General features: G+C 63.8%; 23 protein-coding genes. 18 read left to right on the top strand and 5 right to left on the bottom strand.

Annotation, left to right across the window (positions count from 1 at the left end):
• Positions 1–118 precede the first annotated feature (118 nt).
• Positions 119–805, bottom strand: coding sequence for a response regulator transcription factor (locus FAZ97_RS14235; protein ID WP_027815974.1), 687 nt, complete (start codon positions 803–805; stop codon positions 119–121).
• A 106-nt stretch (positions 806–911) separates the two neighbouring features.
• On the opposite strand from FAZ97_RS14235, the gene FAZ97_RS14230 reads away from it, so the two are divergent.
• Positions 912–1142, top strand: coding sequence for a DUF3717 domain-containing protein (locus tag FAZ97_RS14230; protein WP_158758957.1), 231 nt, complete (start codon positions 912–914; stop codon positions 1140–1142).
• A 103-nt stretch (positions 1143–1245) separates the two neighbouring features.
• On the opposite strand, the gene FAZ97_RS14225 is transcribed toward FAZ97_RS14230, so the two are convergent.
• A complete protein-coding gene (locus FAZ97_RS14225; RefSeq protein WP_028203284.1) occupies positions 1246–1551 on the bottom strand; it encodes a 4a-hydroxytetrahydrobiopterin dehydratase in 306 nt (101 codons plus the stop codon).
• A 199-nt stretch (positions 1552–1750) separates the two neighbouring features.
• On the bottom strand, positions 1751–2644 hold the full coding sequence (phhA, locus tag FAZ97_RS14220; protein ID WP_158758956.1) for a phenylalanine 4-monooxygenase: 894 nt from the start codon (positions 2642–2644) through the stop codon (positions 1751–1753).
• Between the two features lie 141 nt (positions 2645–2785).
• On the opposite strand from phhA, the gene FAZ97_RS14215 reads away from it, so the two are divergent.
• The gene (locus FAZ97_RS14215; RefSeq protein ID WP_028203286.1) at positions 2786–3277 is read left to right on the top strand and encodes an Lrp/AsnC family transcriptional regulator; all 492 of its coding nucleotides are present in this window, start codon (positions 2786–2788) and stop codon (positions 3275–3277) included.
• A 58-nt stretch (positions 3278–3335) separates the two neighbouring features.
• Here FAZ97_RS14215 and FAZ97_RS14210 read toward each other — a convergent pair whose 3' ends face one another.
• Positions 3336–3860, bottom strand: coding sequence for a class IV adenylate cyclase (locus FAZ97_RS14210; RefSeq protein ID WP_158758954.1), 525 nt, complete (start codon positions 3858–3860; stop codon positions 3336–3338).
• Positions 3861–4074: 214 nt separating this feature from the next.
• Positions 4075–4962, bottom strand: a complete 888-nt coding sequence (locus FAZ97_RS14205) for a LysR family transcriptional regulator (protein WP_158758953.1) — start codon at positions 4960–4962, stop codon at positions 4075–4077.
• A 112-nt stretch (positions 4963–5074) separates the two neighbouring features.
• Between FAZ97_RS14205 and FAZ97_RS14200 the strand changes: the two genes are divergently transcribed.
• The 16 genes from FAZ97_RS14200 to FAZ97_RS14125 all read left to right on the top strand — a co-directional run bounded on the left by FAZ97_RS14200 (position 5075) and on the right by FAZ97_RS14125 (position 25499).
• Complete coding sequence (locus tag FAZ97_RS14200) at positions 5075–6598, top strand: CoA-acylating methylmalonate-semialdehyde dehydrogenase (protein WP_158758952.1); 1524 nt, start codon at positions 5075–5077, stop codon at positions 6596–6598.
• A 115-nt stretch (positions 6599–6713) separates the two neighbouring features.
• Positions 6714–8432, top strand: coding sequence for a GMC family oxidoreductase (locus FAZ97_RS14195; protein WP_158758951.1), 1719 nt, complete (start codon positions 6714–6716; stop codon positions 8430–8432).
• A gap of 369 nt (positions 8433–8801) precedes the next feature.
• Positions 8802–9581, top strand: a complete 780-nt coding sequence (locus tag FAZ97_RS14190) for an ABC transporter ATP-binding protein (RefSeq protein ID WP_158758950.1) — start codon at positions 8802–8804, stop codon at positions 9579–9581.
• On the top strand, positions 9578–10357 hold the full coding sequence (locus FAZ97_RS14185; RefSeq protein ID WP_158758949.1) for an ABC transporter ATP-binding protein: 780 nt from the start codon (positions 9578–9580) through the stop codon (positions 10355–10357). Before FAZ97_RS14190 ends, FAZ97_RS14185 begins: the two co-directional genes overlap by 4 nt.
• Positions 10358–10466: 109 nt before the next feature.
• Positions 10467–11684 (top strand): ABC transporter substrate-binding protein, encoded by a 1218-nt coding sequence (locus FAZ97_RS14180; RefSeq protein ID WP_158758948.1) that lies wholly within the window; start codon positions 10467–10469, stop codon positions 11682–11684.
• 117 nt (positions 11685–11801) lie between these two features.
• Complete coding sequence (locus FAZ97_RS14175) at positions 11802–12686, top strand: branched-chain amino acid ABC transporter permease (RefSeq protein ID WP_158758947.1); 885 nt, start codon at positions 11802–11804, stop codon at positions 12684–12686.
• The gene (locus FAZ97_RS14170) at positions 12686–13657 is read left to right on the top strand and encodes a branched-chain amino acid ABC transporter permease (protein WP_199272105.1); all 972 of its coding nucleotides are present in this window, start codon (positions 12686–12688) and stop codon (positions 13655–13657) included. Before FAZ97_RS14175 ends, FAZ97_RS14170 begins: the two co-directional genes overlap by 1 nt.
• A gap of 688 nt (positions 13658–14345) precedes the next feature.
• Positions 14346–15512, top strand: coding sequence for an ABC transporter substrate-binding protein (locus FAZ97_RS14165; protein WP_158758945.1), 1167 nt, complete (start codon positions 14346–14348; stop codon positions 15510–15512).
• Between the two features lie 304 nt (positions 15513–15816).
• On the top strand, positions 15817–16986 hold the full coding sequence (locus FAZ97_RS14160) for an ABC transporter substrate-binding protein (RefSeq protein ID WP_158758944.1): 1170 nt from the start codon (positions 15817–15819) through the stop codon (positions 16984–16986).
• Between the two features lie 248 nt (positions 16987–17234).
• Complete coding sequence (locus FAZ97_RS14155; RefSeq protein ID WP_158758943.1) at positions 17235–18290, top strand: branched-chain amino acid ABC transporter permease; 1056 nt, start codon at positions 17235–17237, stop codon at positions 18288–18290.
• A 4-nt stretch (positions 18291–18294) separates the two neighbouring features.
• On the top strand, positions 18295–20082 hold the full coding sequence (locus FAZ97_RS14150) for a branched-chain amino acid ABC transporter ATP-binding protein/permease (RefSeq protein WP_158758942.1): 1788 nt from the start codon (positions 18295–18297) through the stop codon (positions 20080–20082).
• A complete protein-coding gene (locus FAZ97_RS14145; RefSeq protein ID WP_158758941.1) occupies positions 20079–20828 on the top strand; it encodes an ABC transporter ATP-binding protein in 750 nt (249 codons plus the stop codon). Before FAZ97_RS14150 ends, FAZ97_RS14145 begins: the two co-directional genes overlap by 4 nt.
• Before the next feature lie 232 nt (positions 20829–21060).
• The gene (mnmG, locus tag FAZ97_RS14140; protein ID WP_158758940.1) at positions 21061–23028 is read left to right on the top strand and encodes a tRNA uridine-5-carboxymethylaminomethyl(34) synthesis enzyme MnmG; all 1968 of its coding nucleotides are present in this window, start codon (positions 21061–21063) and stop codon (positions 23026–23028) included.
• Positions 23025–23723, top strand: coding sequence for a 16S rRNA (guanine(527)-N(7))-methyltransferase RsmG (gene rsmG, locus FAZ97_RS14135; protein WP_158758939.1), 699 nt, complete (start codon positions 23025–23027; stop codon positions 23721–23723). The genes mnmG and rsmG overlap by 4 nt, the downstream gene beginning before the upstream one ends.
• 97 nt (positions 23724–23820) lie before the next feature.
• The gene (locus FAZ97_RS14130; RefSeq protein WP_158758938.1) at positions 23821–24591 is read left to right on the top strand and encodes a ParA family protein; all 771 of its coding nucleotides are present in this window, start codon (positions 23821–23823) and stop codon (positions 24589–24591) included.
• Between the two features lie 20 nt (positions 24592–24611).
• Positions 24612–25499, top strand: coding sequence for a ParB/RepB/Spo0J family partition protein (locus tag FAZ97_RS14125; RefSeq protein ID WP_158758937.1), 888 nt, complete (start codon positions 24612–24614; stop codon positions 25497–25499).
• The last annotated feature ends 41 nt before the right edge of the window (positions 25500–25540 follow it).

Raw genomic sequence — 25540 nt, 5'->3', positions numbered from 1 at the left:
GCGGGCGTGGCGGCTGAAGTCCCATGACGGGCCATTCAAGAGCCATTGAACGGCCATCAAGCGCAAACGGCGGCGGGAGTGATCCGCCGCCGCTGGCTGGCTCAGAAAGCGAGGCGAATCAGGCCGCCTGGCGGATTTCCTGCAGCAGATAGCCGAAGCCGCGCACCGTGACGATCTCGACACGGCAGTTCTCGAGCTTTTTGCGCACGCGGTGCACGTAGACTTCGATCGCGGTGTCGCCGAGGTCGCCGCCGAAGTGCGTGAGGTGGTCCTGCAATTGCGCCTTGCTTACCACGCGGCCGTGACGCAGCAGCAGCATTTCGAGCACGGCGAACTCGCGCGGCGAGAGTTCGAGCGGCTTGTCGTCGTTGAAGATACGGCGATCGACGCCCGACAGGCGTACGCCGCCGAGCGACACTTCGGGGCGCGGCACGTCGCCGTGCGGGCCGCTGCGGCGCATCACGGCGCGAATGCGCGCTTCGAGCTCGGCCGGTTCGAACGGCTTGAGCATGTAGTCGTCGGCGCCGGAATTCAGGCCCTGGACGCGGTCGTTCAGTTCGTCGCGCGCGGTGAGCACGATAACGGGCGTATGCCGGTTGCTTTGGCGAAAGCGCGAAAGCAGCGTCATGCCGTCGATGCCCGGCAGGCCGAGATCGAGGATCACGAGCTCATGGCGATTTTGCGTGAGGGCCTGTTCGGCGAAGATGCCGTCGTGGACCATGTCGACCGTGAAGCCGGCTTGTTCGAGGCTGGACTGGATACCGCGTGCGATAGGGCGGTCGTCTTCGATCAGAAGGAGTCGCATGGGATTCGCTCAAGTACAATGGGTTTTAGCGTTCAGGCACGCAGTTCGCGAAGCGTCGCTTGCTGACATTACGGCATAGCCCGACGGTTGCGCGATCACGATCCACATGTCCGATATTTCGATCACCGAACTCGAAGCCGCGATCAACTTCTGGCGCAACCGCTCGCCTTCGATTGGCGACGAACTCGCGTTGTGCCAGGAGGCGAGTGCGCTCTCCAAGCCTTATGCGCTGCTGATTGTACAGCGTCAGAACGTCATATCACCGGAACGTTTAGACCCGATTGCCCGCGCTGCCTGGGAGTCTTACGTATCCATCAAGAATAGCCTTCAAAGCTGAAGGTTTGAAGGCCCGACACCCTGCATTATGCTTTCACGGCACGCTGTGCGCGCGTTGTGTGCACTTTTCGTGCGCACAGCGTACCCATGCTTGTTTGCGCGGCTTATGCGCTGAGCGGTCCCGGCGCGATCGAATCGATGAAGCGCGCGAGTTCGATGTCGCGTGAGGTGAGGCCGTCGGCTTCGTGGGTGGAGAGCGTGATCTCCACGCGGTTGTACACGTTGAACCACTCGGGGTGATGGTTCATTTCCTGCGCCTTGATCGCCACGCGCGTCATGAAGCCGAATGCCTCGTTGAAGTCGGCGAAGCGGAAGTGGCGCTGGATCGCGTCGCGGCCGGCGACGGCCTGCCAGCCGCGCAGGTCGGCGAGTTGTGATGCGCGCTCTTCGGATGTGAGTCGGTTGATCATCGTTGCACCTGTGTTGAGCTTGGGGCCTGGCGTGCGCCGTTAGCCGATCAGCCATTTTTTCACTTATGGGGCGCATGTGCGAGCGGTGCCGTCAAGGAAACCGCGCTTGCTGCGGTGCAAACCGCGGTTGCCTCCGTGCTGCATCCCATGCTGAGTCTATTGGTCGCGCCGCCCGGCTGCCTTTCGTTCTGCCTTTCGTTCAGACGTCGCCGTCATCGAGCCAGCCCTCGCGTGTACCCCGCGTGATGATCGTGTCGCTGTGCAGCACGTCGCCTGCCGGGTAAGGCTGCGCCGCGATGAGCGCCGACGGATCGGCGAGGCGCGACGCAATGCCCGCGCCGAGCGCTTCGAAAAGCTGGGCGAACGAGTCGATCACGAAGTAGGTCTTCTGGAACGTGTCGATGCGATAGCGCGTGCGCAGCACGCGGTCGAGGTCGAACGCCAGCCGGTTCGGCGCCGCGCTTTCCACGCTGTAGAGCGTCTCGCCCTTGCTCGACACGATGCCGGCGCCGTAGATCTTCACGCCGCTGGGCGCGCTCGCGTCGCGCATCAAGCCGAACTCCACCGTGTACCAGTAGAGCCGCGCGAGCAACGGCAACGCGCGCTCCTCGACGGCAAGCGCGGCGCGGCCATAGGCGTGAATCGCATCGGCGAACGTGGGGTCGGTGAGCAACGGCACGTGGCCGAACAGGTCGTGGAAACAGTCGGGTTCTTGCAGATAGTCGAGCTGATCGGGCCGGCGCATCCACCAGGTGACGGGAAAGCGACGGTTCGCAAGGTGCTCGAAGAAGATGCGGTCGGGCACGAGGCCCGGCACGGCCACGATGCGCCAGCCGGTTGCCGCCATCAGACGCTCGCTCACCTGCTCGAACGAGGGAACGTGGGCAACGTTCAGGCCGATGCGCGTGGCGCCTTCGAGGAACGCCTCTGAGGCGCGGCCTTCGAGCAGCGCGCGCTGGCGCCGGTAGAGCTGGTCCCATACGGCGTGATCGGCCGCGCCATAGCGTTCGAGCGGCTGGTCTATCGTGAAATCGGGACGGGTGGTGAGACCCGCGTCGAACTGCTCCTGCAGTTTCGCGGTGGCGGCGGCCATGTTCGTAACGCTCCACTAAAAAGGCTTGCTGGTGTGCAAGTCTAGAGCGGTTGGCACGCGGCGTGTGCGCGTATTGAACGTGACTGGCGTTCAGTATGCAATAATCGAGCGTGAACGAACTAATTAATGCGGAATTTAGTCATGCTCGAACTAGACCATTTCGATCTGGCGCTCCTCGACGTCCTGCAGCGCTTTGGCCGCGCCACACATCAGCAGCTTGGCGAGCAGGTGCCGCTCTCGCCCTCGCAGATCGGCAGGCGCCTGCAGCGGCTCGAGGCCTCGGGGGTGATCGACGGCTATCGCGTGGTGCTGCGGCCCGAAAAGCTCGGGCTCGGCGTGACCGCGTTCACGAGCCTCAAGCTCAAGCATCACGGGGATTCGATCATCGAGCAGTTCCAGCAACAGATCGACGTGCTGCCCGAAGTGCTCGAATGCCATGCCGTGGTGGGAGACGCCGATTATTTGCTGCGCATCGTCGCGCCCGATCTGAACGCGCTTTCGACCTTCGTCATGAAGAAGCTCATGCGCGTGCCCGGGGTGGACAGCGTGCGCTCGAACATCGTGCTGACGACGTTCAAGCGCAACGGGCCGCTGCCGCTCGGTCATCTGGAGCCGGGTGCGCCGGCGGCATGAGCCCAAAGCCGCAAAAGGCGGAAAGGGGCCGCCAGGGCCCGCTTGCTGATTGAAGATTTCAGGCCGCGTTGGCCGTATTGAGCAGATCCACGTAAGCCACCGCGACGAGATCGCTTTCGTCCACGCCGAGCTTCGCGAACACTGCGTGCGCTTCGGCTTCGCCGCCTTGCTCGTCGTCCTCGGGGCCGAGCACCACTTCCAGTTCGACAAAGTCGCCGAGGCCGTCCACACGGTCCAGATGGATGCGCGTGCGGCCCGCCAGATACACATGACGCTCCTTCGAAACAATGCCGCGCGTGGTGAGCGCCGTGGCGAGCAGTGAGTGCATCGCCTCGGCATTGGTGACGGGGCTGCGCGTGTAGTACGAGGCCTTCGGGCCGTCGCGGTCGTCGCGCTGATAGAAGATCAGCTCGGGCGGCGTGCCGTCGTCGAACTGGCGAAGCTTCAGGCGGCCGCGCGGTACATCGTAGAAGAAGTCCTGCTGGCGAAAGATCAGGGGCGCATCGGGTGCGAGCTGGGAAGCGCGCTCGCGCAAGGTGTCGAATTCACGGGCGCGGGCTTTGATTTCGATGTTGCGGGCCATGCAAGGCTCCTGTCGTGCAAAGGGAACAAGGGGAACAAGCGGAACGATCGGAGAGTCTGGAAACGCGCCGCGCAGGGTGAGCACACCGGCGGGTGTGCCGAAAACGCGGAGCGAATTCCCAATCTATCAAAACTTGTGTGACAGCGCTGTTACGAGGCTCGCGCGGCGCTCACGTCAGACGTGAACGGCATACGCGCGCCTTCATGAGCGCGGCTCATATCGCCCATTGCGTTTCGATCGACTTGAGCGCCGCAGCAATGGTGGGCTCGTCGCGCCGCGCGGCGAGCGTGATGAAGGTGAGTTCCGTGGGCACCGTCACGCCTTCCACGATGGTGAGCCCGTGCGCGTGCGCTTCGGCGAGGGCCGTGGAATCGCGCGCGAGCGTGAGGCCCACGCCCGACTTCACGAGATCGAGCATCGACGGCTCCTGGTCCACCTCGGCCACCTTCACGGGTTTCGCATGCGCGGCCTCGAAAAGCGTGGTGAGCAGGCGATTGTGCGCGGAGGCGGGCGGCGTCCAGATCCACGGCAGCGCCGCGAGCGCGCGCCAGTCCCGCGCGTCCTTCACGCGGTCCTTCCAGCCGGCGGGCGCGAGCACACGGTACTGAAAGCGCGTGAGCGTGATGACATGGAAGGCATCGGGGTCGGGCGTGGGCTGGCCGATGTAGTAGCCCACGTCGAGTTCGCGCGAGCGCACCTGGTCGAGCACCCAGCCGGACATGCCGTGGCGCAGCGCCGTTTCGATCTGCGGCCAGGTTTCGACGAGTTGACGCAGAAAGCCGCCGAGGCGCAGGAACGCCGGATCGAGAATGGTGCCGATGCGCAAGCGCCCGCGCACCTCGTGCCGCAGCGCAGCAGCGGCGCGCTGCACGTCGCCGGCGGCAGCGAGCGCACGTTCGGCGTGCGGCAGCAGTGCCTGGCCGTCACGCGTGAGCGCGAGGCCGTGCGAGGTGCGCGTGAAGAGCGCGACGCCGAGCGCCTCTTGCAAATGCTTGATCTGCAGGCTCACGGCAGGTTGCGTGAGATGCAGGTGGGTGGCCGCGCGCGTGAGGTTGCCCTCGCGTGCGACCGTGACGAACGCTCGGAGCAAGGTCAGGTCCATATCCTGATATTAAACCGCCTTATATCGCTGTTGAGCATTAATCATTGGATCGTGCCCCGGCCTCCCGATTACGCTAACCGGACCGAGGCTTCACGACAGAAGAGGCACAGACATGGGCGAGACACATCAAAGCGATGCGGGCGTGCGTACGCTGACGCACTTCGTGAACGGCAAGCCGCTGGACGGCACGAGCGACCGTTACGGCGACGTATTCAATCCGGCGTTTGGCAAGGTGAGCGCGCGCGTGCCGCTCGCGACGGTCGCCGAAGTCGACGCCGCCGTTGCCGCCGCGGCCGCTGCGTTCCCCGCGTGGGCGGAGACGGCGCCCATCAAGCGCGCACGCATCCTCTTCAAGTTCAAGGACCTGCTCGACCAGCATCATGACGAACTCGCCGAACTGATCACGCGCGAACACGGCAAGGTGTTCTCGGATGCCAAGGGCGAGGTGATGCGCGGCATCGAGGTGGTCGAATTCGCGTGCGGCATTCCCAATCTGCTGAAGACGGATTTCACCGACCAGATCGGCGGCGGCATCGACAACTGGAATCTGCGCCAGCCGCTGGGCGTCGTGGCGGGCATCACGCCGTTCAATTTCCCGATGATGGTGCCGTGCTGGATGTTCCCGATCGCGCTCGCGTGCGGTAATACCTTCGTGCTCAAACCGTCGGAGCGCGATCCCTCGGCTTCTGTGCGTCTTGCCGAACTGCTCAAGGAAGCGGGTTTGCCTGACGGCGTTTTCAATGTCGTGCACGGCGACAAGGTGGCCGTGGACGCACTGCTCGTGCATCCCGAGGTCACGGCGTTGTCGTTTGTCGGCTCGACGCCGATCGCCGAGTACATCTACACGGAAGGCACGAAGCACGGCAAGCGCGTGCAGGCGCTGGGCGGCGCGAAGAATCACCTCGTCGTGATGCCGGATGCCGATCTCGACCAGGCCGTCGACGCGCTGATCGGCGCGGCGTACGGTTCGGCCGGCGAGCGCTGCATGGCGATTTCGGTGGCGGTGGCCGTGGGCCATATCGCGGATGAACTCGTCGAGCGCCTCACGCCGCGCGTGAAGGCGCTGCAGATCGGTAGCGGCATGGACGGCGCCTCGGAAATGGGGCCGCTCGTTACGGGGCCGCATCGCGCGAAGGTGCGGGGCTATATAGAAGCGGGCGTTGCGGCGGGCGCGAAGCTCGTGGTGGACGGCCGCGGCCACAAGGTGGACGGCCATGAGGACGGCTTCTTCCTCGGCGGCACGCTGTTCGACGACGTGAAGACCGACATGACGATCTACAAGGAAGAGATCTTCGGGCCGGTGCTTTCGGTCGTGCGCGTGCCCGATTTCGCGAGCGCCGTCGAGTTGATCAACGCGCACGAATTCGCCAACGGCGTGTCGTGCTACACCTCGGACGGCGGCGTCGCGCGCGCGTTCTCGCGGCAGATCAAGGTGGGCATGGTGGGCATCAATGTGCCGATTCCGGTGCCGATGGCGTGGCACTCGTTCGGCGGCTGGAAGCGTTCGCTGTTCGGCGATCATCATGCCTATGGCGAGGAAGGCGTGCGCTTCTACACGCGTTACAAGAGCATCATGCAACGCTGGCCGGACAGCATCGCCAAGGGCGCGGAGTTCACGATGCCAGTGGCGAAGTAGGCTGGCACGAGTCGGGCGGTTTATCAAGCATAACGAAGTATTCGGCGCCGCCCGGCGCGGCAATCGCAGTTCGAAAATCACAACACGAAGAAAACGCAGTGGCTGGAGACACATCATGCCCGCACTGGGAGAAGCTCAAGGAGCACGCGGCGCGTCCTCGCGCCGCCTCGAAGGCGAATTCGACTATGTGATCGTTGGCGCGGGCACCGCGGGCTGCGTGCTCGCCAACCGCCTGACCGAAGACGCGGACGTTTCCGTGCTGCTCATCGAAGCGGGTGGCACGGACGACTATCACTGGATCCACATTCCCGTCGGCTACCTGTATTGCATCGGCAATCCGCGCACGGACTGGCTCTACAAGACCGCCGCCGAAAAAGGCCTCAACGGACGCGCGCTTTCGTATCCGCGCGGCCGCGTGCTGGGCGGCTCGTCGTCGATCAACGGCATGATTTACATGCGCGGCCAGCGTGAGGACTACGACAACTGGGCGCGCGTGACTGGCGATTCCGGTTGGGCGTGGGACAGCGTGCTGCCCGTGTTCCGCCGCAGCGAAGACCATCACGGCGGCGCGAGCGAGTTTCACGGCGCGGGCGGCCAATGGCGCGTGGAGAAGCAGCGTCTGAAGTGGGAAATTCTCGAATCGTTCGCGCACGCGGCACAGGAGCAGGGTATTGCCGCCACCGACGATTTCAATTGCGGCGACAACAGCGGCGTGGGGTACTTCGAGGTGAACCAGAAGCGCGGCGTTCGCTGGAACGCGTCGAAGGCGTTCTTGCGCGCGGCGATGAAGCGGCCCAATCTGACGGTCGTGACCGGTGCGTTCACACAGCGCGTGATTTTCGAAGGCAAGCGCTGCGTGGGCGTGGAGTATCGCGGCGATGTGGACTACGTTGCGCGCGCGCGTTGCGAAGTCATCCTGAGCGCCGGCGCCGTGAATTCGCCGCAAGTGCTCGAGCTTTCCGGCATCGGCGACGCACAGCGGCTCGCGCAGCTCGGCATTGGCGTCGTGCAGGATCTGCGCGGCGTGGGCGAAAACCTGCAAGACCATCTGCAATTGCGCATGGCGTTTCGCGTGAACGGCGTGCGTACGCTCAACACGCTTTCCGCGCACTGGTGGGGCAAGCTGATGATCGGCATGGAGTACGCGTTTTTCCAGAGCGGGCCCATGTCGATGGCGCCCTCGCAGCTCGGCGCGTTTGCGAAGTCGGACCCGAACGATCCTGCACTCACGCGGCCCGACCTCCAGTATCACGTGCAGCCGCTGTCGCTCGACCGCTTCGGCGAGCCGCTACATCGCTTCAATGCGTTCACGGCGTCGGTGTGCAACCTGCGGCCCACGTCGCGCGGCAGTATCCATGCGGTTTCGGCGGACCCGTCGCAGGCGCCCGCCATTGCGCCCAATTATCTTTCGACCGATCACGACCTGCGCGTGGCAGCCAGCTCGATACGGCTGACGCGGCGCATCGCGGCCAGCGCGGCGCTTGCGCGTTACGAGCCGCACGAGATCCTGCCCGGGCCCGCATTCCAGAGCGAGGAGCAACTGCGCGAAGCGGCGGGCAACGTCGGCACGACCATTTTTCACCCGGTCGGCACATGCCGCATGGGCCGCGCCGACGATCCGGACGCCGTGGTCGACGCGCGCCTGCGCGTGCGCGGCGTGGAGGGCTTGCGCGTGGTGGACGCCTCGGTCATGCCGACCATTACTTCGGGCAACACGAATTCGCCGACGCTGATGATCGCGGAGCGCGCCGCCGAGATGCTGCGCGCCGACCGTCGCGAGGGTGCGCGTGCGCAAACGGAGGCCACCGCCAGAGCGACGTTGACGACCGCCTGAGGGCATGGAGCGGCGCGCAAGATAGCGTCGTTCCGACAACCATAGTAGACGCGCGCGGAAGCGCTTCCGCGCGCGTGTTTCTGTACGTCTGTCAGATGCTGGTTTGCGCCGATTATGCTGCTAACATGCGGTTATTGTTCATCAATCTGTCGTCAACTGTCGATTTAAGCGTTCACTTTCATTGTGGCGCTCCCTTAAGTGCAAATCCCAATGATTGCGCTGCATCATTGGCGAGACAATGACGCGAAAGTCGGCACGCGCGCGTTGCGCGCATCGGGGGGCGCGCCGCAAGTCCGCGCCGGACCTGACCGTGCACCACAAGTCACGGATGGTCTGCAGTGTTACGCCTTACCAAGCTCGGAAGGGGACATGATTCTCGGCGACACGATTCTGGAAACGCGCGACCTCACGAAACAGTTCAAGGGCTTCACGGCCGTGAACGGCGTGAACCTGCGCGTGTGCCGCGGCTCGATCCATGCTCTGATCGGACCGAACGGCGCCGGCAAGACCACCTGCTTCAATCTGCTCACCAAATTCCTCGTGCCCAGCGCGGGGCGCATCGTCTTCAACGGCATCGACATCACGCATGAGCGGCCGGCGCAGATCGCCCGACGCGGCATCATCCGCTCGTTCCAGATCTCCGCCGTGTTTCCGCACCTCACGGCGCTGCAGAACGTGCGCGTAGGGCTGCAGCGCTCGCTCGGCACCGCCTACCACTTCTGGAAAAGCGAACGCACGCTTGCGGAGCTCAACGACCGCGCCATGGACCTGCTTACGCAAGTGGGCCTCACCGATTTCGCCGACGTACCCACGGTCGAACTGGCCTACGGTCGCAAGCGCGCGCTGGAAATCGCCACGACGCTCGCCATGGAGCCCGAGTTGATGCTGCTCGACGAACCGACCCAGGGCATGGGTCACGAAGATGTGGACCGCGTGACGGCGCTCATCAAGAAAGTATCGACTGGCCGCACGATTCTCATGGTCGAGCACAACATGAACGTGATTGCCGGCATCTCCGACACCATCACCGTGCTCCAGCGCGGCGAGGTGCTCGCCGAAGGCAGCTACGCCGAAGTCTCGAAGAACCCGCTCGTCGCCGAAGCCTATATGGGCAGCGCGGACGCGGCGCTCACGGGGGCGCACGCATGAACACGGTCACCGAACGCGAGACGGCTGCCGCCGCCGGCGCGGCCGATAGCGCGAAGGCGCTGGAGATTACGGGACTGCAGGCGTGGTACGGCGAGTCGCACATCCTGCATGGCGTGGATCTCTCCGTTGGACGCGGTGAGGTCGTGACGCTGCTCGGGCGCAACGGCGCGGGCCGCACCACCACATTGCGCGCCATCATGGGCCTTACCGGACGGCGCACCGGGTCGATCCGCATTGGCGGGCGCGAGACGATCCAGATGCCGACATACCGCATCGCACACTGCGGCGTGGGCTATTGCCCCGAGGAGCGCGGCATTTTCTCGAGCCTTTCGTGCGAAGAAAATCTGCTTTTGCCGCCGCATATCGGCGCGAAGGGGGAGAAGGGAGCGAAGCTGGCCGAGGGCATGTCGCTCGACGAGATCTACGCGATGTTCCCCAATCTCGCCGAACGCCGCAACAGCCAGGGCACGCGCCTTTCCGGCGGCGAGCAGCAGATGCTGGCCGTGGCGCGCATTCTGCGCACGGGCGCGAATTTGCTGCTGCTCGACGAGATATCCGAAGGTCTCGCGCCGGTGATCGTTCAGACGCTCGCGCGCATGATCCTCACCCTGAAGGCGCGCGGCTACACGATCGTGATGGTCGAACAGAACTTCCGCTTCGCGGCGCCGCTCGCGGACCGCTTTTACGTGATGGAGCACGGGCGCATCGTCGAGCACTTCGGCACTGCCGAGCTCGAGGGGAAGATGCCGGTGCTGCACGACCTGCTGGGCGTTTAATTTTCGGTCTGGTTTTGCGCGGCGTTGCACGGGCGCGGCGCGGATCGTTTTGCCTCCAGAGTTCATGGAGTGTTCCTGAATAACTACGCAACCAAGGAAGGAGACTGCAATGAAGAAAACCACGTTCGCGCGGCTCGCGGGCCTATTTGCCGCCTCGGCAGCTGCGATGGCGTTCAGCGCGGGGAGCGCGCAGGCCGCCGACGACGCGGTGAAGATCGGCTTCATCACCGACATGTCCGGCCTTTACGCCGACGACGACGGCCAGGGCGGCCTCACGGCAATCAAGATGGCGGTCGCGGACTTCGGCGGCAAGGTGCTCGGCAAGCCGATCCAGATCGAGTACGCCGATCACCAGAACAAGGCCGACATCGCCGCTTCGAAGGCGCGCGAATGGTTCGACCGTGACGGGCTCACGATGCTGCTCGGCGGCACGAACTCGGCAACGGCGCTGGCGATGAACCAGGTCGCTCAAGAGAAGAAGAAGGTGTACTTCAACACGGGCGCAGGCACCGACGCACTGACGAACGAGCAGTGCACGCCGTACACGGTTCACTACGGCTACGACACGGTAGCGCTCGCGAAGGGCACGGGTCTCGCGGTGCTCAAGCAGGGCGGCAAGACCTGGTTCTTCCTGACCGCCGATTACGCGTTCGGCAAGTCGCTCGAGAAGAACACCGCGGACGTCGTGAAGGCGAACGGCGGCCAGGTGCTCGGCGAAGTGCGCCACCCGCTGTCGGCCTCTGACTTCTCGTCGTTCCTGCTGCAGGCGCAGTCGTCGAAGGCGCAGATCCTCGGCCTCGCGAACGCGGGCGGCGACACGGTCAACGCGATCAAGGCCGCGAAGGAATTCGGCATCAACAAGACGATGAAGACGGCGGCGCTGCTGATGTTCCTGCCCGACGTGCATAGCCTCGGACTCGACACCACGCAGGGCCTCGTGCTGACGACCGGCTGGTACTGGGACCAGAACGACGACACGCGCAAGTGGGCGCAGCGTTACTTCGACCAGACGAAGAAGATGCCGTCCGAACTGCAGGCGGCTGACTATTCGGCGGTGACGACGTACCTGAAAGCGGTGCAGGCCGCAGGCACGACCGATTCCGACAAGGTCATGGAGCAACTGAAGAAGACGAAGGTCAACGACTTCTATACCAAGGGCGGCTATATCCGCCAGGACGGCGTGCTGATTCACGACATGTATCTGGTCGAAGTGAAGAAGCCGTCCGAGTCGAAGAAGCCGTGGGACTACTACAAGGTGCTGCAGACGATTCCGGGCGAGCAGGCCTACACGACGAAGCAGGAGAGCAAGTGCGCGCTGTGGAAGTAAGCGCGAGCGCGTAAATGCTGCAGTCGTATGCCGCGCCCGGCGCCCCGAGGTGGGTGCGCCGGGCGCGGCTTGATTGCGTAATCCGTTAATGCGTCAATGCCTCGATGGGCGGCTTTCATGATGATTTTTGGCATTCCGCTTCCGGCAATGCTGAGCCAGTTGCTCCTTGGGCTCGTGAACGGCTCGTTCTACGCGATCCTGAGCCTTGGCCTCGCGGTGATCTTCGGCATGCTCAACGTGATCAACTTCGCCCACGGCGCGTTGTTCATGCTGGGCGCGATGCTCACGTGGATGGGGCTTGCATACTTCAATCTGCCGTACTGGGTGATGCTCGTCGTCGCTCCGCTCGTGGTCGGCGCGTTCGGCATCGTGATCGAGCGCACCATGCTGCGCTGGCTCTATCGGCTCGATCATCTGTACGGACTCCTGCTCACTTTCGGGCTCACGCTCGTGGTGGAGGGCGTGTTCCGCTCGATCTACGGCTCGTCCGGGCAGCCCTATGACGTGCCCGATCTGCTTGCGGGCGCAACCAATCTCGGCTTCATGTATCTGCCGAACTATCGCGCGTGGGTGGTCGTGGCGTCGCTCGCCGTGTGCTTTGCCACCTGGTTCGTGATCGAAAAGACGCGCCTTGGCGCGTACCTGCGTGCGGGGACGGAGAACCCCAAGCTCGTCGAGGCGTTCGGCATCAACGTGCCGCTCATGATCACGCTCACTTACGGCTTTGGCGTCGCGCTCGCGGCGTTCGCGGGCGTGCTCGCCGCGCCCGTGATCCAGGTGTCGCCGCTCATGGGGCAGTCGATGATCATCACCGTGTTCGCCGTGGTCGTGATCGGCGGCATGGGCTCGATCATGGGCTCGATCCTCACGGGCCTCATGCTCGGCGTGATCGAGGGCTTCACGCGGGTGTTCTGGCCCGAAGCCTCCGCGACCGTGGTGTTCGTAATCATGGCGATCGTGCTGCTGATTCGCCCCGCTGGCCTCTTCGGCAAGGAACGATGATGCAAAGAAAAGCGCTCTATGGGTTGTTGCTGATCGGGCTGATCGTCGCGCCATTTGCCGGCGCCTATCCGCTCTTCGTCATGAAGGTGCTGTGCTTCGCGCTGTTTGCCGCGGCCTTCAACCTGCTGATCGGCTATACGGGCCTGCTCTCGTTCGGCCACGCGATGTTTCTCGCGAGCGCGGGCTATACGGCCGGCTACGCGATCCAGTCGCTCAATTTCACGCCCGAGCTGGGCGTGCTCGCCGGCACGGCAGTGGCCACGCTGATCGGCCTGGTGGTGGGCATCTTCGCGATTCGCCGGCAGGGCATTTACTTCTCGATGGTCACGCTCGCGCTCGCGCAGATGGTCTACTTCGTGTTCCTGCAGGCGCCGTTCACGCATGGCGAGGACGGTCTGCAAGGCGTGCCGCGCGGCAAGCTGTTCGGCGTGCTTTCGCTCGATTCCGACCTCACGCTCTACTACGTCGTGCTCGTCGTCATGGTGCTGGCGTTTGGTCTGATCGTGCGTATCGTGCATTCGCCGTTCGGGCAGGTGCTCGTTGCGATCAAGGAGAACGAGCCGCGCGCGGTTTCGCTCGGCTACGACACCGACCGTTTCAAGCTGCTCGCGTTCGTGCTGTCGGCCGGGCTCGCGGGTCTGGCCGGTGCGCTCAAGGTGCTCGTGCTCGGCTTCGAAACACTCGGCGACGCGTACTGGACCATGTCCGGCCTCGTGATTCTCATGACGCTCGTGGGCGGCATGGGCACGCTGTTCGGGCCGCTGCTCGGCGCAACGCTGATCGTCGCGCTGGAAGACCGGCTGGGCGACATCGGTACGGCGCTCGCAAGAGGGACCGGCGTGGAGTGGTTCCGCTCACTCGGTGAGTCCACAACGATCGTCACGGGCATCATCTTCATTGCCTGCGTGCTGGCGTTCCGGCGCGGCATTGTCGGCGAGATCGTGGCGCGCGTGCGGCCCTTGCGTGCGTGACGCGCTGACGTGCCAGGACTGCTCTGGACTGCGATAGAATGAGCGTCCCTCGCGCCGTCGCAACACGAGGCAAACATGTCGCGTTGCGGCATGCCGGAGCGCCCCGTCGTGCGACAAATCGGTGGCACCGCGCCCCATTTCGGTGCCGCACTGCACCACTAGGGTAAATGCTAGTTGCTGCTGAGGGGGCTGAAGTTTAAAGTTTCACCTAGTTCTGATGCACCGAATTTGCAGGTGGAGAACGAGGAGACAACTGAGGCACCAAGTGCCCGGACAAGGAAGCGCTGTTGGATGAGAGTCCAACAGCGCTTTTTATATTTCCGATCGCCTTCTTTCAACGGCGCGGCGATTATCTTTTCTCTGTGCCCCGCATCCGATTTGCGCACTTTCGCCCGCGCAAATTATCCCTTCTGAAATTACGCAAATCAGGCCATACGTCGCGGTTTGCTTGCTACATAAGCGTTTGCGCGTTACGCGAAGCGAGCGCGCTATTTCCCCTGCTGTAAGCTGATGGAAAGCACTTGCCATCCGAATACGCAGACCGCTACACTCGCCAATCACCGACCATGCGGTCAGCATTTTTGCCTTGATTTCCCGCAGCGGATTATCGATTTGCGCGTGAGGTAATCGGCCGCGGTGCGCCACAAAATCCGTATCAATAAAGAAAACGAATATCGAAGGAGTGGAAATGCAGTTGGTTTTGCGTTGGATGGGGGCGGCTTGCGTCGCGACCGGGATGCTCGCGGCGACGGCCGGCGGGGCGTATGCAGATGTGAAGATCGGTGTGACGCTGTCGGCTACGGGGCCGGCTGCCTCGCTCGGTATTCCGGAAAAGAACACGGTTGCACTGCTGCCGAAGGAAATCGCGGGCCAGAAAGTCGAGTACATCGTGCTCGACGACGCCACGGATTCCACGCAGGCGGTGAAGAACGCGCGCAAACTCACGAGCGAAGATCACGTCGACGCATTGATCGGCTCGACCGTCGTGCCCAACTCGCTCGCCATGATCGACGTGGCGGCTGAAACGTCCACGCCGATGATCTCCATGGCCGCCGCGGCCTCCATCGTCGAACCGATGGACGCGAAGCGCTCGTGGGTTTTCAAGACGCCTCAGAACGACGCGCTGATGGCTGGCGCGATCGCGCAGCACATGGCCGCGCACGGCGTGAAGACGGTGGCCTTCATCGGGTTTGCCGACGCCTATGGCGAGAGCTGGTACAAGGAATTCAGCGCCGCCGCCGCGAAGCAAAACATCAAGGTGGTTGCCAACGAGCGCTTTGCGCGTAACGACGCCTCGGTCACGGGCCAGGTGCTCAAGATGATCTCGCAGCACCCCGACGCGGTGCTGATCGCGGGTGCGGGCACGCCGGCCGCGTTGCCGCAGAAAACGCTCAAGGAGCGCGGCTACGCGGGCAAGTACTACCAGACGCACGGCGTGGCCAACAACGACTTCCTGCGCGTGTGCGGCAAGGACTGCGACGGCACGTATCTGCCCGCCGGGCCGCTGCTCGTCGCCGATCAATTGCCGGATTCGAATCCCGTCAAGCAATCGGCGCTCGCGTACAAGGCTGCGTATGAAAAGGCCTATGGCGCGGGCTCGATTTCGACCTTCGGCGGTCACGCGTGGGACGCGGGCCTCCTGCTTCAGCACGCGATTCCGGTCGCGCTGAAGACCGGTCAGCCGGGCACGAAGGCATTCCGCGACGCACTGCGCGCCGCGCTCGAAGGCTCGCACGATGTGGCGGGCGCGCACGGCATCTTCAACATGAGCGCGACGGACCATGCGGGCCTCGACCAGCGTGCCCGCGTGATGGTGGAGATCGTCGGCGGCAAGTGGAAACTCGCCGGCGATTGAGCGCCGGCTGAATGAAACGCAGAACACGAAAAAGGCACGCTCATACGAGGTGCCTTTTTTGTTGCCGTTACAACGGCTTCGCAGTAGCAGGGGAAGAGGGCGGTACAGCAGTTCGGCAGTCGACAAAAGCGGAGAGCGCACCCAGACACGCGACGGCTTGTGCAGCGCCGCAGGCAGGGAAAACCATGCATTACACGCGCGAAACCGATTACTACACTCAAAGGCCGGCGCCAATTTACGAACATCCTAGTAATCGGCGCAGGATCAATCGATAACACGCAGACCTGGCGTTTGGAGACGCGCAATGAAAACGAAGAAGTGGGTTTTGAGCTCGATTAGTGCCGCACTCGCAGCGGCGCTGATGGGCACGGCGGGCGTAGCCGCCGCGCAGGTGAAGATTGGCGTGACGCTCTCGGCAACGGGGCCGGCGGCGTCGCTCGGCATTCCCGAGAAGAACACGATCGCGCTGCTGCCCAAGGAGATCGCAGGCAAGAGCGTGCAGTACATCGTGCTCGATGACGCCTCGGACACGAGCAAGGCCGTGCAGAACACGCACAAACTGATCGACGAAGATCACGTGGACGCGATCATCGGCTCGTCGGTCACGCCGAACTCGCTCGCGATGCTCGACGTCGTCGCGCAGGGCAAGACGCCGATGATCTCGCTCGCCGCATCCGCCGCGATCGTCGAGCCGATCGACGCGAAGCGTCAGTGGGCCTTCAAGACGCCGCAAAACGACAGCCTGATGGCCGACGCGCTTGCAAGCTACATGGAGAAGCAGGGCGTGAAGACGGTGGGCTTCGTCGGCTTCACCGACGCCTATGGCGACAGCTGGCTCAAGGAGTTCACGAGCGCGGCCGCGAAGCACAACCTCAAGATCGTGGCGAGCGAGCGCTATAACCGCACGGACTCGTCGGTGACGGGCCAGGCCCTCAAGCTGATGTCGGCGAACCCCGATGCGATCCTGATCGCCGGTTCCGGCACGCCGGCGGCGCTGCCTGCGACCACGCTCAAGGATCGCGGCTACAAGGGCAAGATCTACCAGACGCACGGCGTGGCGAATAACGACTTCCTGCGCGTATGCGGCAAGGACTGCGAAGGCGAGTTGCTGCCCGCGGGCCCGATTCTCGTGGCCGACCAGTTGCCCGATTCGAACCCTGTGAAGAAGTCGGCGCTAGCCTACAAGGCGGCCTATGAGAAGGCCTATGGCGTGGGCACGGTGGCGACCTTCGGCGGCCATGCGTGGGACGCAGGCCAGTTGCTCCAGCGCGCGATTCCGGTCGCGCTGAAGGCGGGCCAGCCCGGCACCGAGGCGTTCCGGGTAGCGCTGCGCGCCGCGCTCGAAAACTCGCAGGACGTGGCGGGCGCGCACGGCATCTTCAACATGAGCGCGACGGATCACGCGGGCCTCGACCAGCGCGCGCGCGTGATCGTCGAGATCGTCAACAACAAGTGGAAGCTGCAGAGCGAGTAACGTGCTGCGCACGGGAAAGCGCAGTGCGTTTTTCCGTGAAACACGCGCGCGTGTCACGGCGTCATTCTGGCCACTGAGAATGACGCACAAGCACGTACAAGCATGACCGGTGCGCGGCTTCTTCGCCGCGCACCGGCTTTCTCACACGTGAAGTCCGAACCGCGCCTCTGTCGGTTCACACGAGCATTGCCGCTTTTTTCGACGTCGCTGTTTTTCCAGGTTCCAGAAGGTTTCAGGAAGAGGGGAGTATGGATTTATCGATCGCCGCGATCCTCGCGCAGGACGGCATCACCACCGGTGCGATTTACGCGCTGTTAGCGCTCGCCCTGGTGCTGGTGTTCTCCGTCACGCGGGTGATCTTCATTCCGCAGGGCGAATTCGTTTCGTATGGCGCGCTCACGCTCGCCGCGCTGCAGTCGCAGAAGTTTCCGGCCACCTGCTGGCTGCTCGTCGCGCTCGGCGCGGCGTGCTTCGTCGTCGAGACCGCCGGGCTCGTGCGGCACGCCGAACGGCGGCGCCACGCGGCGCGCACGCTCGTGACGCTTGCGGGCAAGTATCTGCTGTTTCCCATCGCGCTCTACGCGGTGACGCGCGGAGTCGCGAGCCAGCAACTGCCCATGTTCGTGCAGATCGCGCTCACGCTCGCGATCGTGGTGCCGATGGGGCCGTTCATCTATCGCCTGGCTTATGAGCCTATCGCCGAGGCGACCACGCTGCTGCTGCTGATCGTAGCGGTGGCCGTGCACTTCGCGATGGTGGGCCTCGGGCTCGTGATGTTCGGCGCGGAAGGCTCGCGCACGAACGCGTTCTCCGACGCCACGTTCAACATCGGCAGCCTGTCGATCTCGGGGCAAAGCCTCTGGGTGATCGGTACGGCCGCCGTGCTGATCGTCGCGCTGTATCTCTATTTCGACCGCACGATTTCGGGCAAGGCGCTGCGCGCGACTTCGGTGAACCGGCTCGGCGCGCGGCTCGTCGGCATCGGCACCACGCAGGCCGGGAGGCTCGCGTTCACGCTCGCCGCTGGCCTCGGCGCGCTGTGCGGCATTCTCGTCTCGCCGCTCACCACCATCTACTACGACTCGGGCTTCCTGATCGGCCTCAAGGGGTTCGTCGGGGCCATTATCGGCGGCCTGGTGAGCTATCCGCTGGCTGCGGCAGGTTCTGTACTCGTGGGCCTGCTGGAGTCGTATTCGTCGTTCTGGGCGAGCTCTTATAAGGAAGTGATCGTGTTCACGCTGATCATCCCCGTGCTGCTGTGGCGCTCGCTCTCGACGCCGCACGCCGAAGAGGAAGAGGAGTGACGCGATGAAACGATTCGTCATGCACAACCGCTTTTTCTGGCTGTTCCTCGTCGTGATGTTCGCGCTGCCGGTGCTGCCGCATCCGGTGCACGTGCCCGAGTACTGGATCACGCTGCTCAACTATATCGGCCTGTATTCGATCGTCGCGATCGGGCTCGTGCTGCTCACCGGCATCGGCGGGATGACGAGCTTCGGGCAGGCGGCGTTCGTCGGGCTCGGCGCTTACGCGACCGCGTATCTGACGACACAGTACGGCGTTTCGCCGTGGCTCGCCCTCATTGTCGGCGTGGTGATCACGGGGCTCGTGGCGCTCGTTCTGGGGCTCGTCACGATGCGTCTGTCGGGCCACTTCCTGCCGCTCGGGACGATCGCCTGGGGCCTGGCGCTGTTCTTCCTGTTCGGCAATCTCGACATGCTCGGCAAGTACGACGGCATCAACGGCATTCCCGTGCTGAACGTGCTGGGCATCGATCTGGAATCGGGACGCCATATCTATTACCTGATCTGGGTCGTGGTGCTCCTGTCCGTGCTGTCTGTTCAGAATCTGCTTAACAGCCGCATGGGGCGGGCGATCCGCGCGCTGCGCGGCGGCGGCATGATGGCCGAGGCAATGGGCGTGAACACCGGCTGGATGCGTGTGGTCATCTTCGTCTATGCGGCCGTGCTCGCGGCCGTTTCGGGCTTCCTGTACGCGCATTTGCAGCGCGCGGTGAACCCGACGCCGTTCGGTCTGAATCACGGTATCGAGTACCTCTTCATGGCCGTGGTGGGCGGCGTGGCGCACGTCTGGGGCGCCGTGCTGGGCGCTGCGATCCTCACCGTGCTGCAGGACTGGCTGCAAACGCTGCTTCCGAAGCTGCTGGGCGAGAACGGCAACTTCGAGATCATCGTCTTCGGCATTCTGATGGTGCTGTTGCTGCAATACGCGCGGCGCGGCGTCTGGCCTTTCGTGGCGCGCTTCTTCCCGCGTGGCCCGCAGGCGCACGTGCCCGAGCATGCCGAAGCTTTGCCGCAGCGCAGCAAGCCGGCCACGGGCGAGATGCTGCTGACGGTGAACAAGGCGCGCAAGCAGTTCGGCGGCCTCGTGGCCGTGAACGATGTGAGCTTCGACGTGAAGGCGGGGCAAATCATCGGCCTGATCGGTCCCAACGGCGCAGGCAAGTCGACGACCTTCAATCTCGTGACCGGCGTGCTCCAGCCGACCAGCGGCGAGATCACCTTCCGTGGCGAGCGCATCGACCGCCTCACTTCACGTGAAATCGTCGCGCGCGGCATTGGCCGCACGTTCCAGCACGTCAAACTGCTGCCGACGATGACGGTGCTCGAGAACGTTGCCATCGGCGCGCATCTGCGTGGCCATGCGGGCGTGCTGCGCAGCGTCGCCAAGCTCAATGCGGCGGAAGAGGGGCGGCTCATGAGCGAGGCGGCGAAGCAAATTCGCCGTGTGGGCCTCGAGCTGCATATGTATGACGAAGCGGGCAGCCTCGCGCTCGGTCAGCAGCGGATCCTGGAGATTGCACGCGCGCTGTGCTGCGATCCGACCTTGCTGTTGCTCGACGAGCCGGCTGCCGGCCTGCGTTACCAGGAAAAGCAACAGTTGGCGGCATTGCTGCGCAAGCTAAGAGAAGAGGGGATGAGTGTGCTGCTGGTCGAACACGACATGGATTTCGTGATGAATCTCACCGACCGCCTCGTGGTGATGGAGTTCGGCACGCGCATCGCGGAAGGTTTGCCGGAAGAGGTGCAGAAGGATCCGGCCGTGCTGGAAGCGTATCTGGGCGGGGTGGAATGATGACGGTACCCGTACTGGAAGTCTCGGGGCTCGCGGTTCGCTACGGCAAGATCGAGGCGCTGCACAAAGCCGCGATCAAGGTGGGCGCCGGGCAGATTGTTTCGGTGATCGGTCCGAACGGCGCGGGCAAGTCCACACTGCTCAACGCCATCATGGGCGCGCTGCCCGTGACGGGGCACGCTAACGGCCGTATCGTTTATATGGGCGAAGAGATTGGCGCGTTGCCGGTCGAGCGGCGCGTGGCGCGCGGCATGTGTCTCGTGCCGGAAAAGCGCGAGCTGTTTGCCTCGATGACGGTGGAGGATAACCTCGTGCTCGGCGCCTACCGGCGAAAGCGCGCCGGTGAACGCAATTTCCTCGATCAGCTTGAGCCGGTTTTCACGCTGTTTCCGCGCTTGAAGGAACGCCGGGTGCAGGCTGCTGGCACGCTCTCGGGTGGTGAGCGCCAGATGCTCGCAGTTGGCCGCGCACTCATGGGTAAGCCCGATTTGCTGATGCTCGACGAACCGAGCCTCGGTTTGGCGCCGCTCATCGTGAAGGAAATCTTCCACATCATCAGCGCGCTAAGGCAAACCGGCGTCGCGACGCTGCTCATCGAGCAGAACGCGCGCGCCGCGCTGCAAATTTCCGACTACGGCTACGTGCTGGAAACCGGCGACCTGGCGCTCGAAGGGCCGGCGGGGGAGTTGGCGCAGAACCCGCGCGTGATCGAAACGTACTTGGGGTTGGCTAAGAAACCAGTCTGACTTCGTCTATCGCTGTAGAAATGAGCGGCGTGTTTCACGTGAAACACGCCGCTTTTTTTCGCCCATACGTGGCGCTTTGCGTGGGGCCGGAGTAGGTGCTAAAGCGCCAACTCCGGCCGACACATTATTCGGGTGTGAACGGCCTTAAACCGTAAGCCGTTATAATTCGCACACACCACTTTTTTCTGAGAAGGCTCACGCGGTCGTTTCCGTCCTTGCGTGAGGTCCCGCCATGCTTTATCCCACAGAGTTTGACGTCATCGTCGTCGGCGGCGGTCACGCCGGAACCGAGGCCGCGCTTGCCGCAGCCCGCATGGGCGTCAAGACGCTCCTGCTCACGCACAACATCGAAACGCTCGGCCAGATGAGCTGCAATCCGTCGATTGGCGGCATTGGCAAGGGCCATCTGGTCAAGGAAGTCGACGCGCTCGGCGGCGCCATGGCCGCTGCGACGGATGAGGGCGGGATCCAGTTCCGCATTCTCAACTCGTCCAAGGGCCCGGCGGTCCGGGCGACGCGCGCGCAGGCAGACCGCATTCTCTATAAGGCGGCAATCCGTCGGCGCCTCGAGAATCAGCCGAATCTGTGGCTCTTCCAGCAGGCCGTCGAAGACCTGATGGTCGAAGGCGACCGCGTGGTTGGCGCCGTCACACAGGTGGGAATCCGCTTCCGCAGCCGTGCAGTCGTGCTGACGGCAGGGACCTTCCTCGACGGCAAAATCCACGTGGGCCTGAATAACTACACAGGCGGCCGGGCGGGTGATCCCGCTGCCGTGACGCTGTCGTCGCGCCTGAAGGAGTTGAAGCTGCCACAGGGGCGCCTGAAGACGGGCACGCCGCCGCGTATCGACGGCCGCACGATCGACTTCTCGGTGCTCGAAGAGCAGCCGGGCGACCTCGATCCGGTGCCGGTGTTCTCGTTCCTGGGCAGCGCGGAGCAGCATCCGCGCCAGATTCCGTGCTGGGTGACGCATACGAACGAGCGCACGCACGACATCATCCGCGGCGGTCTCGACCGCTCGCCGATGTACACGGGCGTGATCGAGGGGGTAGGGCCGCGCTATTGCCCGTCCATCGAGGACAAGATTCACCGCTTCGCGTCGAAGGAATCGCATCAAATCTTCCTCGAACCGGAAGGCCTGACGACAAACGAGTTCTACCCGAACGGGATCTCCACGAGCCTGCCGTTCGACGTGCAACTCGAACTCGTCCACTCGATGCGCGGCCTCGAGCACGCGCACATCCTGCGTCCGGGCTACGCGATCGAATACGACTACTTCGACCCGCGTGGGCTCAAGGCTTCGCTCGAAACCAAGGTGATCAACGGCCTGTTTTTTGCGGGCCAGATCAATGGTACGACGGGCTATGAAGAAGCGGCGGCGCAAGGCTTGCTCGCCGGCATGAATGCAGGCCTGCAGGTGCAGGGCAAGGAGGCATGGTGCCCGCGCCGCGATCAGGCGTACCTTGGCGTGCTGGTCGATGACCTGGTTACGCGTGGCGTATCCGAGCCATATCGTATGTTCACGAGCCGCGCCGAATACCGCTTGAGCCTGCGTGAAGACAACGCGGACATGCGTTTGACGGAGATTGGCCGTGAACTGGGCGTGATCGATGACGCTCGTTGGGATGCGTTCTCCCGCAAGCGCGATGCTGTTTCACGTGAAACAGAGCGTCTGAAGTCGACGTGGGTGAATCCGAAGACATTGTCGGCTGAAGAAGCGACGGCACTCCTCGGCAAGTCGATCGACCGCGAGTACAACCTCGCCGATCTGCTGCGTCGCCCGGGCGTGAGTTATGACGGCGTTTGTGGTCTGCGGGAAGGCGCGTGCGCGCCGGAAACCCCGCTCGCTGAAGACGATGTCCTGCTTGCTCAGATCAAGGAGCAGATCGAGATCGGCATCAAATATCAGGGTTATATCGATCGCCAGGCCGACGAGATCGAGCGTAATGGCGCGCAAGAGAACACCCGTCTGCCGGAGGGCATCGATTACGCGGAAGTGCGCGGTCTTTCGTTCGAAGCCCGTCAGAAGCTAACTCAGTTCCGTCCCGAGACGATTGGCCAGGCATCGCGTATTTCCGGCATCACGCCGGCCGCGATCTCGCTGCTCATGGTTCACCTCAAGCGTGGCCTTGGCCGTCGTCGCCAGAATCCGGGTGCTACGGATGAAAGCGGCACCGACTCGACGCCGGTGGCGCAATGACGGGGCGCTCGAGGCAACCCGGCATCGCGGACCGTGACGCGCTGGCTCGTCTGCTGAAAGAGGGCGCACAGGCGCTGGGTGTCGAACTCACCGAGCGCCAGCACGCACAGTTGCTCGACTACGTTGCGCTGCTCGCGAAGTGGAACGCCGTCTACAACCTCACGGCGATTCGCGACCCGCGTCAGATGCTGATCCAGCACATTCTCGATTCGCTTTCGATCGTGCCGCATCTGCCGGGGCGCGCCGACGCAACCGTGCTCGACGTCGGCTCCGGTGGCGGACTGCCAGGCATCGTGCTCGCGATCGTGCGGCCGAACTGGCAGGTCACGCTCAACGATATCGTGCATAAGAAGTCGGCGTTCCAGTCGCAAGCGAAGGCCGAACTCGGACTCGCGAACCTCTCGGTGGTGACCGGCCGGGTCGAATTGCTCCGTCCTGGCGTGGAAGTACCAAAAAAATTCGATTTGATCGTGTCCCGGGCATTCGCGGATCTCGCCGATTTCGTTACACTGGCCCGTCATCTCGTTGCGGACGGCGGCGCGATCTGGGCGATGAAGGGCGTGCACCCCGAAGGCGAGATCGAACGCTTGCCGTCGGGCACCAAGGCGCTGAATACGATCCGCCTGAGCGTGCCGATGCTCGATGCGGAGCGTCACCTGATCGAAGTGTCGGTTGAGCCGGTCGCCGCGGCCTGAGTTGGCCCGGCGATGGCCAATCGGCCGAATGGTGTGCGAGGCGATTGCGTCATAACGTAAGCAAACTTCTTAAGGCAGTAAAAGGGACACACGAAAGATGGCAAAAATCTTCTGCGTTGCGAACCAGAAGGGCGGCGTCGGCAAGACGACGACAACGGTCAATCTCGCCGCGAGCCTCGCATCGCAGGGACAACGTGTCCTTCTCATCGACCTCGACCCGCAGGGCAACGCCACGATGGGTAGCGGCATCGACAAGGCAGCGTGCGAGAACACGGTGTACGAAGTGCTGGTCGACGGTGTGACGGTTAACACCGCGCGCATGCGGCCGGAGCAGGTCGGCTACGACGTGTTGCCGGCTAACCGCGAACTGGCCGGCGCCGAGGTCGAACTGGTGACAGTCGAGCAGCGCGAGCGACGCCTGAAGGGCGCGCTCGCCGAAGTCGACGCCGAGTACGACTTCGTCCTGATCGACTGCCCGCCGGCGCTTTCGCTGCTTACGCTCAACGGCCTGTGCGCCGCTCATGGCGTGGTGATCCCGATGCAATGCGAATACTTCGCGCTCGAAGGCCTCTCGGATCTCATCAATACGATCAAGCAGGTCCACGCGAACATGAATCGCGACCTGAAGGTAATCGGCCTTCTGCGCGTGATGTTCGACCCGCGTATCACGCTGCAGCAGCAGGTTTCCGAGCAATTGAAAGAGCACTTCGGCGACAAGGTCTTCGACGCCGTGATCCCGCGTAACGTGCGCCTGGCCGAAGCGCCCAGCTACGGCTTGCCGGGTGTGGTATTCGATCGCGCCTCGCGCGGTGCACAGGCCTACGTGCAGTTCGGCGCGGAAATGATCGAGCGCGTGCGCGCACTCTGACGAGAGACTGGGGAAGCACGATGAATGCAGTAGCACGGAAGAAGGGGCTGGGCCGGGGGCTGGAAGCATTGCTCGGCGGCAGCGCGGATATCACCGAGGCGGTGAAGATCGAAGGCGCGCCTAACACGCTCCCGCTCACGCAGATGCAGGCCGGCAAGTACCAGCCGCGCACGCGCATGGACGAGGGCGCGCTCCAGGAACTGGCCGCGAGCATCCGCGCGCAGGGCTTGATGCAGCCCATTCTCGTGCGCCCGGTTGCGACGGGGCGCTACGAAATCATCGCGGGCGAGCGACGCTTCCGTGCGGCGCACATCGCCGGGCTGACCGAAGTGCCGGTGCTCGTGAAGGATGTGCCCGACCAGGCCGCCGCTGCGATGGCGCTGATCGAGAACATCCAGCGCGAGGACCTGAATCCGCTGGAAGAGGCGCAGGGCATCCAGCGCCTGCTCGATGAGTTCAGCTTTACGCACGAACAGGCGGCCGAGTCGGTGGGACGCTCGCGCAGCGCGGTGTCGAACCTTCTGCGTCTGCTCAATCTTGCAGCACCGGTGCAGACCATGCTGCTGGCCGGCGATCTCGACATGGGCCACGCCCGTGCGCTGCTCGCCGTGGACGCCGCCACGCAAATTACGCTGGCAAACCAGGCGGTCAACAAGCGCATGTCGGTGCGTGAAACGGAGAAGCTCGTTTCGGCTACGACGAAGGCCGCGCCGGCAGTCAAGGCGAAGGCCGCGCACGACGGTGGCCGCGACACGCGCCGCCTCGAAGAAGAGTTGTCAGATCTGCTCGCCGCGACGGTGAAGATCAAACTCGGACGGCGCGGGCGAGGGCAGCTCACGGTCGACTTCGGCGACCTCGACGCGCTCGACGGCATCCTGCTGCGCTTGCGCGGCGAAACGGCCGCGTGATGGACGCCATGGGCGTGATGCGCGTCGCCGCGGCAAACGCG

The organism is Paraburkholderia acidiphila, from assembly GCF_009789655.1.
Classification (GTDB): domain Bacteria; phylum Pseudomonadota; class Gammaproteobacteria; order Burkholderiales; family Burkholderiaceae; genus Paraburkholderia; species Paraburkholderia acidiphila.
This window is presented reverse-complemented; position numbering and strand designations above follow the sequence as displayed.

Bases quoted from the DNA above. Each gene is read 5' to 3' on its own strand.
- FAZ97_RS14195 (WP_158758951.1), top strand. From the start codon at position 6,714: ATGCCCGCACTGGGAGAAGCTCAAGGAGCACGCGGCGCGTCCTCGCGC.
- phhA (WP_158758956.1), bottom strand. From the start codon at position 2,644: ATGGCCGCCGCCACCGCGAAACTGCAGGAGCAGTTCGACGCGGGTCTC.
- FAZ97_RS14145 (WP_158758941.1), top strand. From the start codon at position 20,079: ATGATGACGGTACCCGTACTGGAAGTCTCGGGGCTCGCGGTTCGCTAC.
- FAZ97_RS14225 (WP_028203284.1), bottom strand. From the start codon at position 1,551: ATGATCAACCGACTCACATCCGAAGAGCGCGCATCACAACTCGCCGAC.
- FAZ97_RS14230 (WP_158758957.1), top strand. From the start codon at position 912: ATGTCCGATATTTCGATCACCGAACTCGAAGCCGCGATCAACTTCTGG.
- FAZ97_RS14125 (WP_158758937.1), top strand. From the start codon at position 24,612: ATGAATGCAGTAGCACGGAAGAAGGGGCTGGGCCGGGGGCTGGAAGCA.
- FAZ97_RS14210 (WP_158758954.1), bottom strand. From the start codon at position 3,860: ATGGCCCGCAACATCGAAATCAAAGCCCGCGCCCGTGAATTCGACACC.
- FAZ97_RS14205 (WP_158758953.1), bottom strand. From the start codon at position 4,962: ATGGACCTGACCTTGCTCCGAGCGTTCGTCACGGTCGCACGCGAGGGC.
- FAZ97_RS14190 (WP_158758950.1), top strand. From the start codon at position 8,802: ATGATTCTCGGCGACACGATTCTGGAAACGCGCGACCTCACGAAACAG.
- FAZ97_RS14200 (WP_158758952.1), top strand. From the start codon at position 5,075: ATGGGCGAGACACATCAAAGCGATGCGGGCGTGCGTACGCTGACGCAC.
- FAZ97_RS14180 (WP_158758948.1), top strand. From the start codon at position 10,467: ATGAAGAAAACCACGTTCGCGCGGCTCGCGGGCCTATTTGCCGCCTCG.
- FAZ97_RS14165 (WP_158758945.1), top strand. From the start codon at position 14,346: ATGCAGTTGGTTTTGCGTTGGATGGGGGCGGCTTGCGTCGCGACCGGG.
- mnmG (WP_158758940.1), top strand. From the start codon at position 21,061: ATGCTTTATCCCACAGAGTTTGACGTCATCGTCGTCGGCGGCGGTCAC.
- FAZ97_RS14235 (WP_027815974.1), bottom strand. From the start codon at position 805: ATGCGACTCCTTCTGATCGAAGACGACCGCCCTATCGCACGCGGTATC.
- FAZ97_RS14185 (WP_158758949.1), top strand. From the start codon at position 9,578: ATGAACACGGTCACCGAACGCGAGACGGCTGCCGCCGCCGGCGCGGCC.
- FAZ97_RS14160 (WP_158758944.1), top strand. From the start codon at position 15,817: ATGAAAACGAAGAAGTGGGTTTTGAGCTCGATTAGTGCCGCACTCGCA.
- FAZ97_RS14150 (WP_158758942.1), top strand. From the start codon at position 18,295: ATGAAACGATTCGTCATGCACAACCGCTTTTTCTGGCTGTTCCTCGTC.
- FAZ97_RS14155 (WP_158758943.1), top strand. From the start codon at position 17,235: ATGGATTTATCGATCGCCGCGATCCTCGCGCAGGACGGCATCACCACC.
- FAZ97_RS14215 (WP_028203286.1), top strand. From the start codon at position 2,786: ATGCTCGAACTAGACCATTTCGATCTGGCGCTCCTCGACGTCCTGCAG.
- FAZ97_RS14175 (WP_158758947.1), top strand. From the start codon at position 11,802: ATGATGATTTTTGGCATTCCGCTTCCGGCAATGCTGAGCCAGTTGCTC.
- FAZ97_RS14170 (WP_199272105.1), top strand. From the start codon at position 12,686: ATGCAAAGAAAAGCGCTCTATGGGTTGTTGCTGATCGGGCTGATCGTC.
- FAZ97_RS14130 (WP_158758938.1), top strand. From the start codon at position 23,821: ATGGCAAAAATCTTCTGCGTTGCGAACCAGAAGGGCGGCGTCGGCAAG.
- rsmG (WP_158758939.1), top strand. From the start codon at position 23,025: ATGACGGGGCGCTCGAGGCAACCCGGCATCGCGGACCGTGACGCGCTG.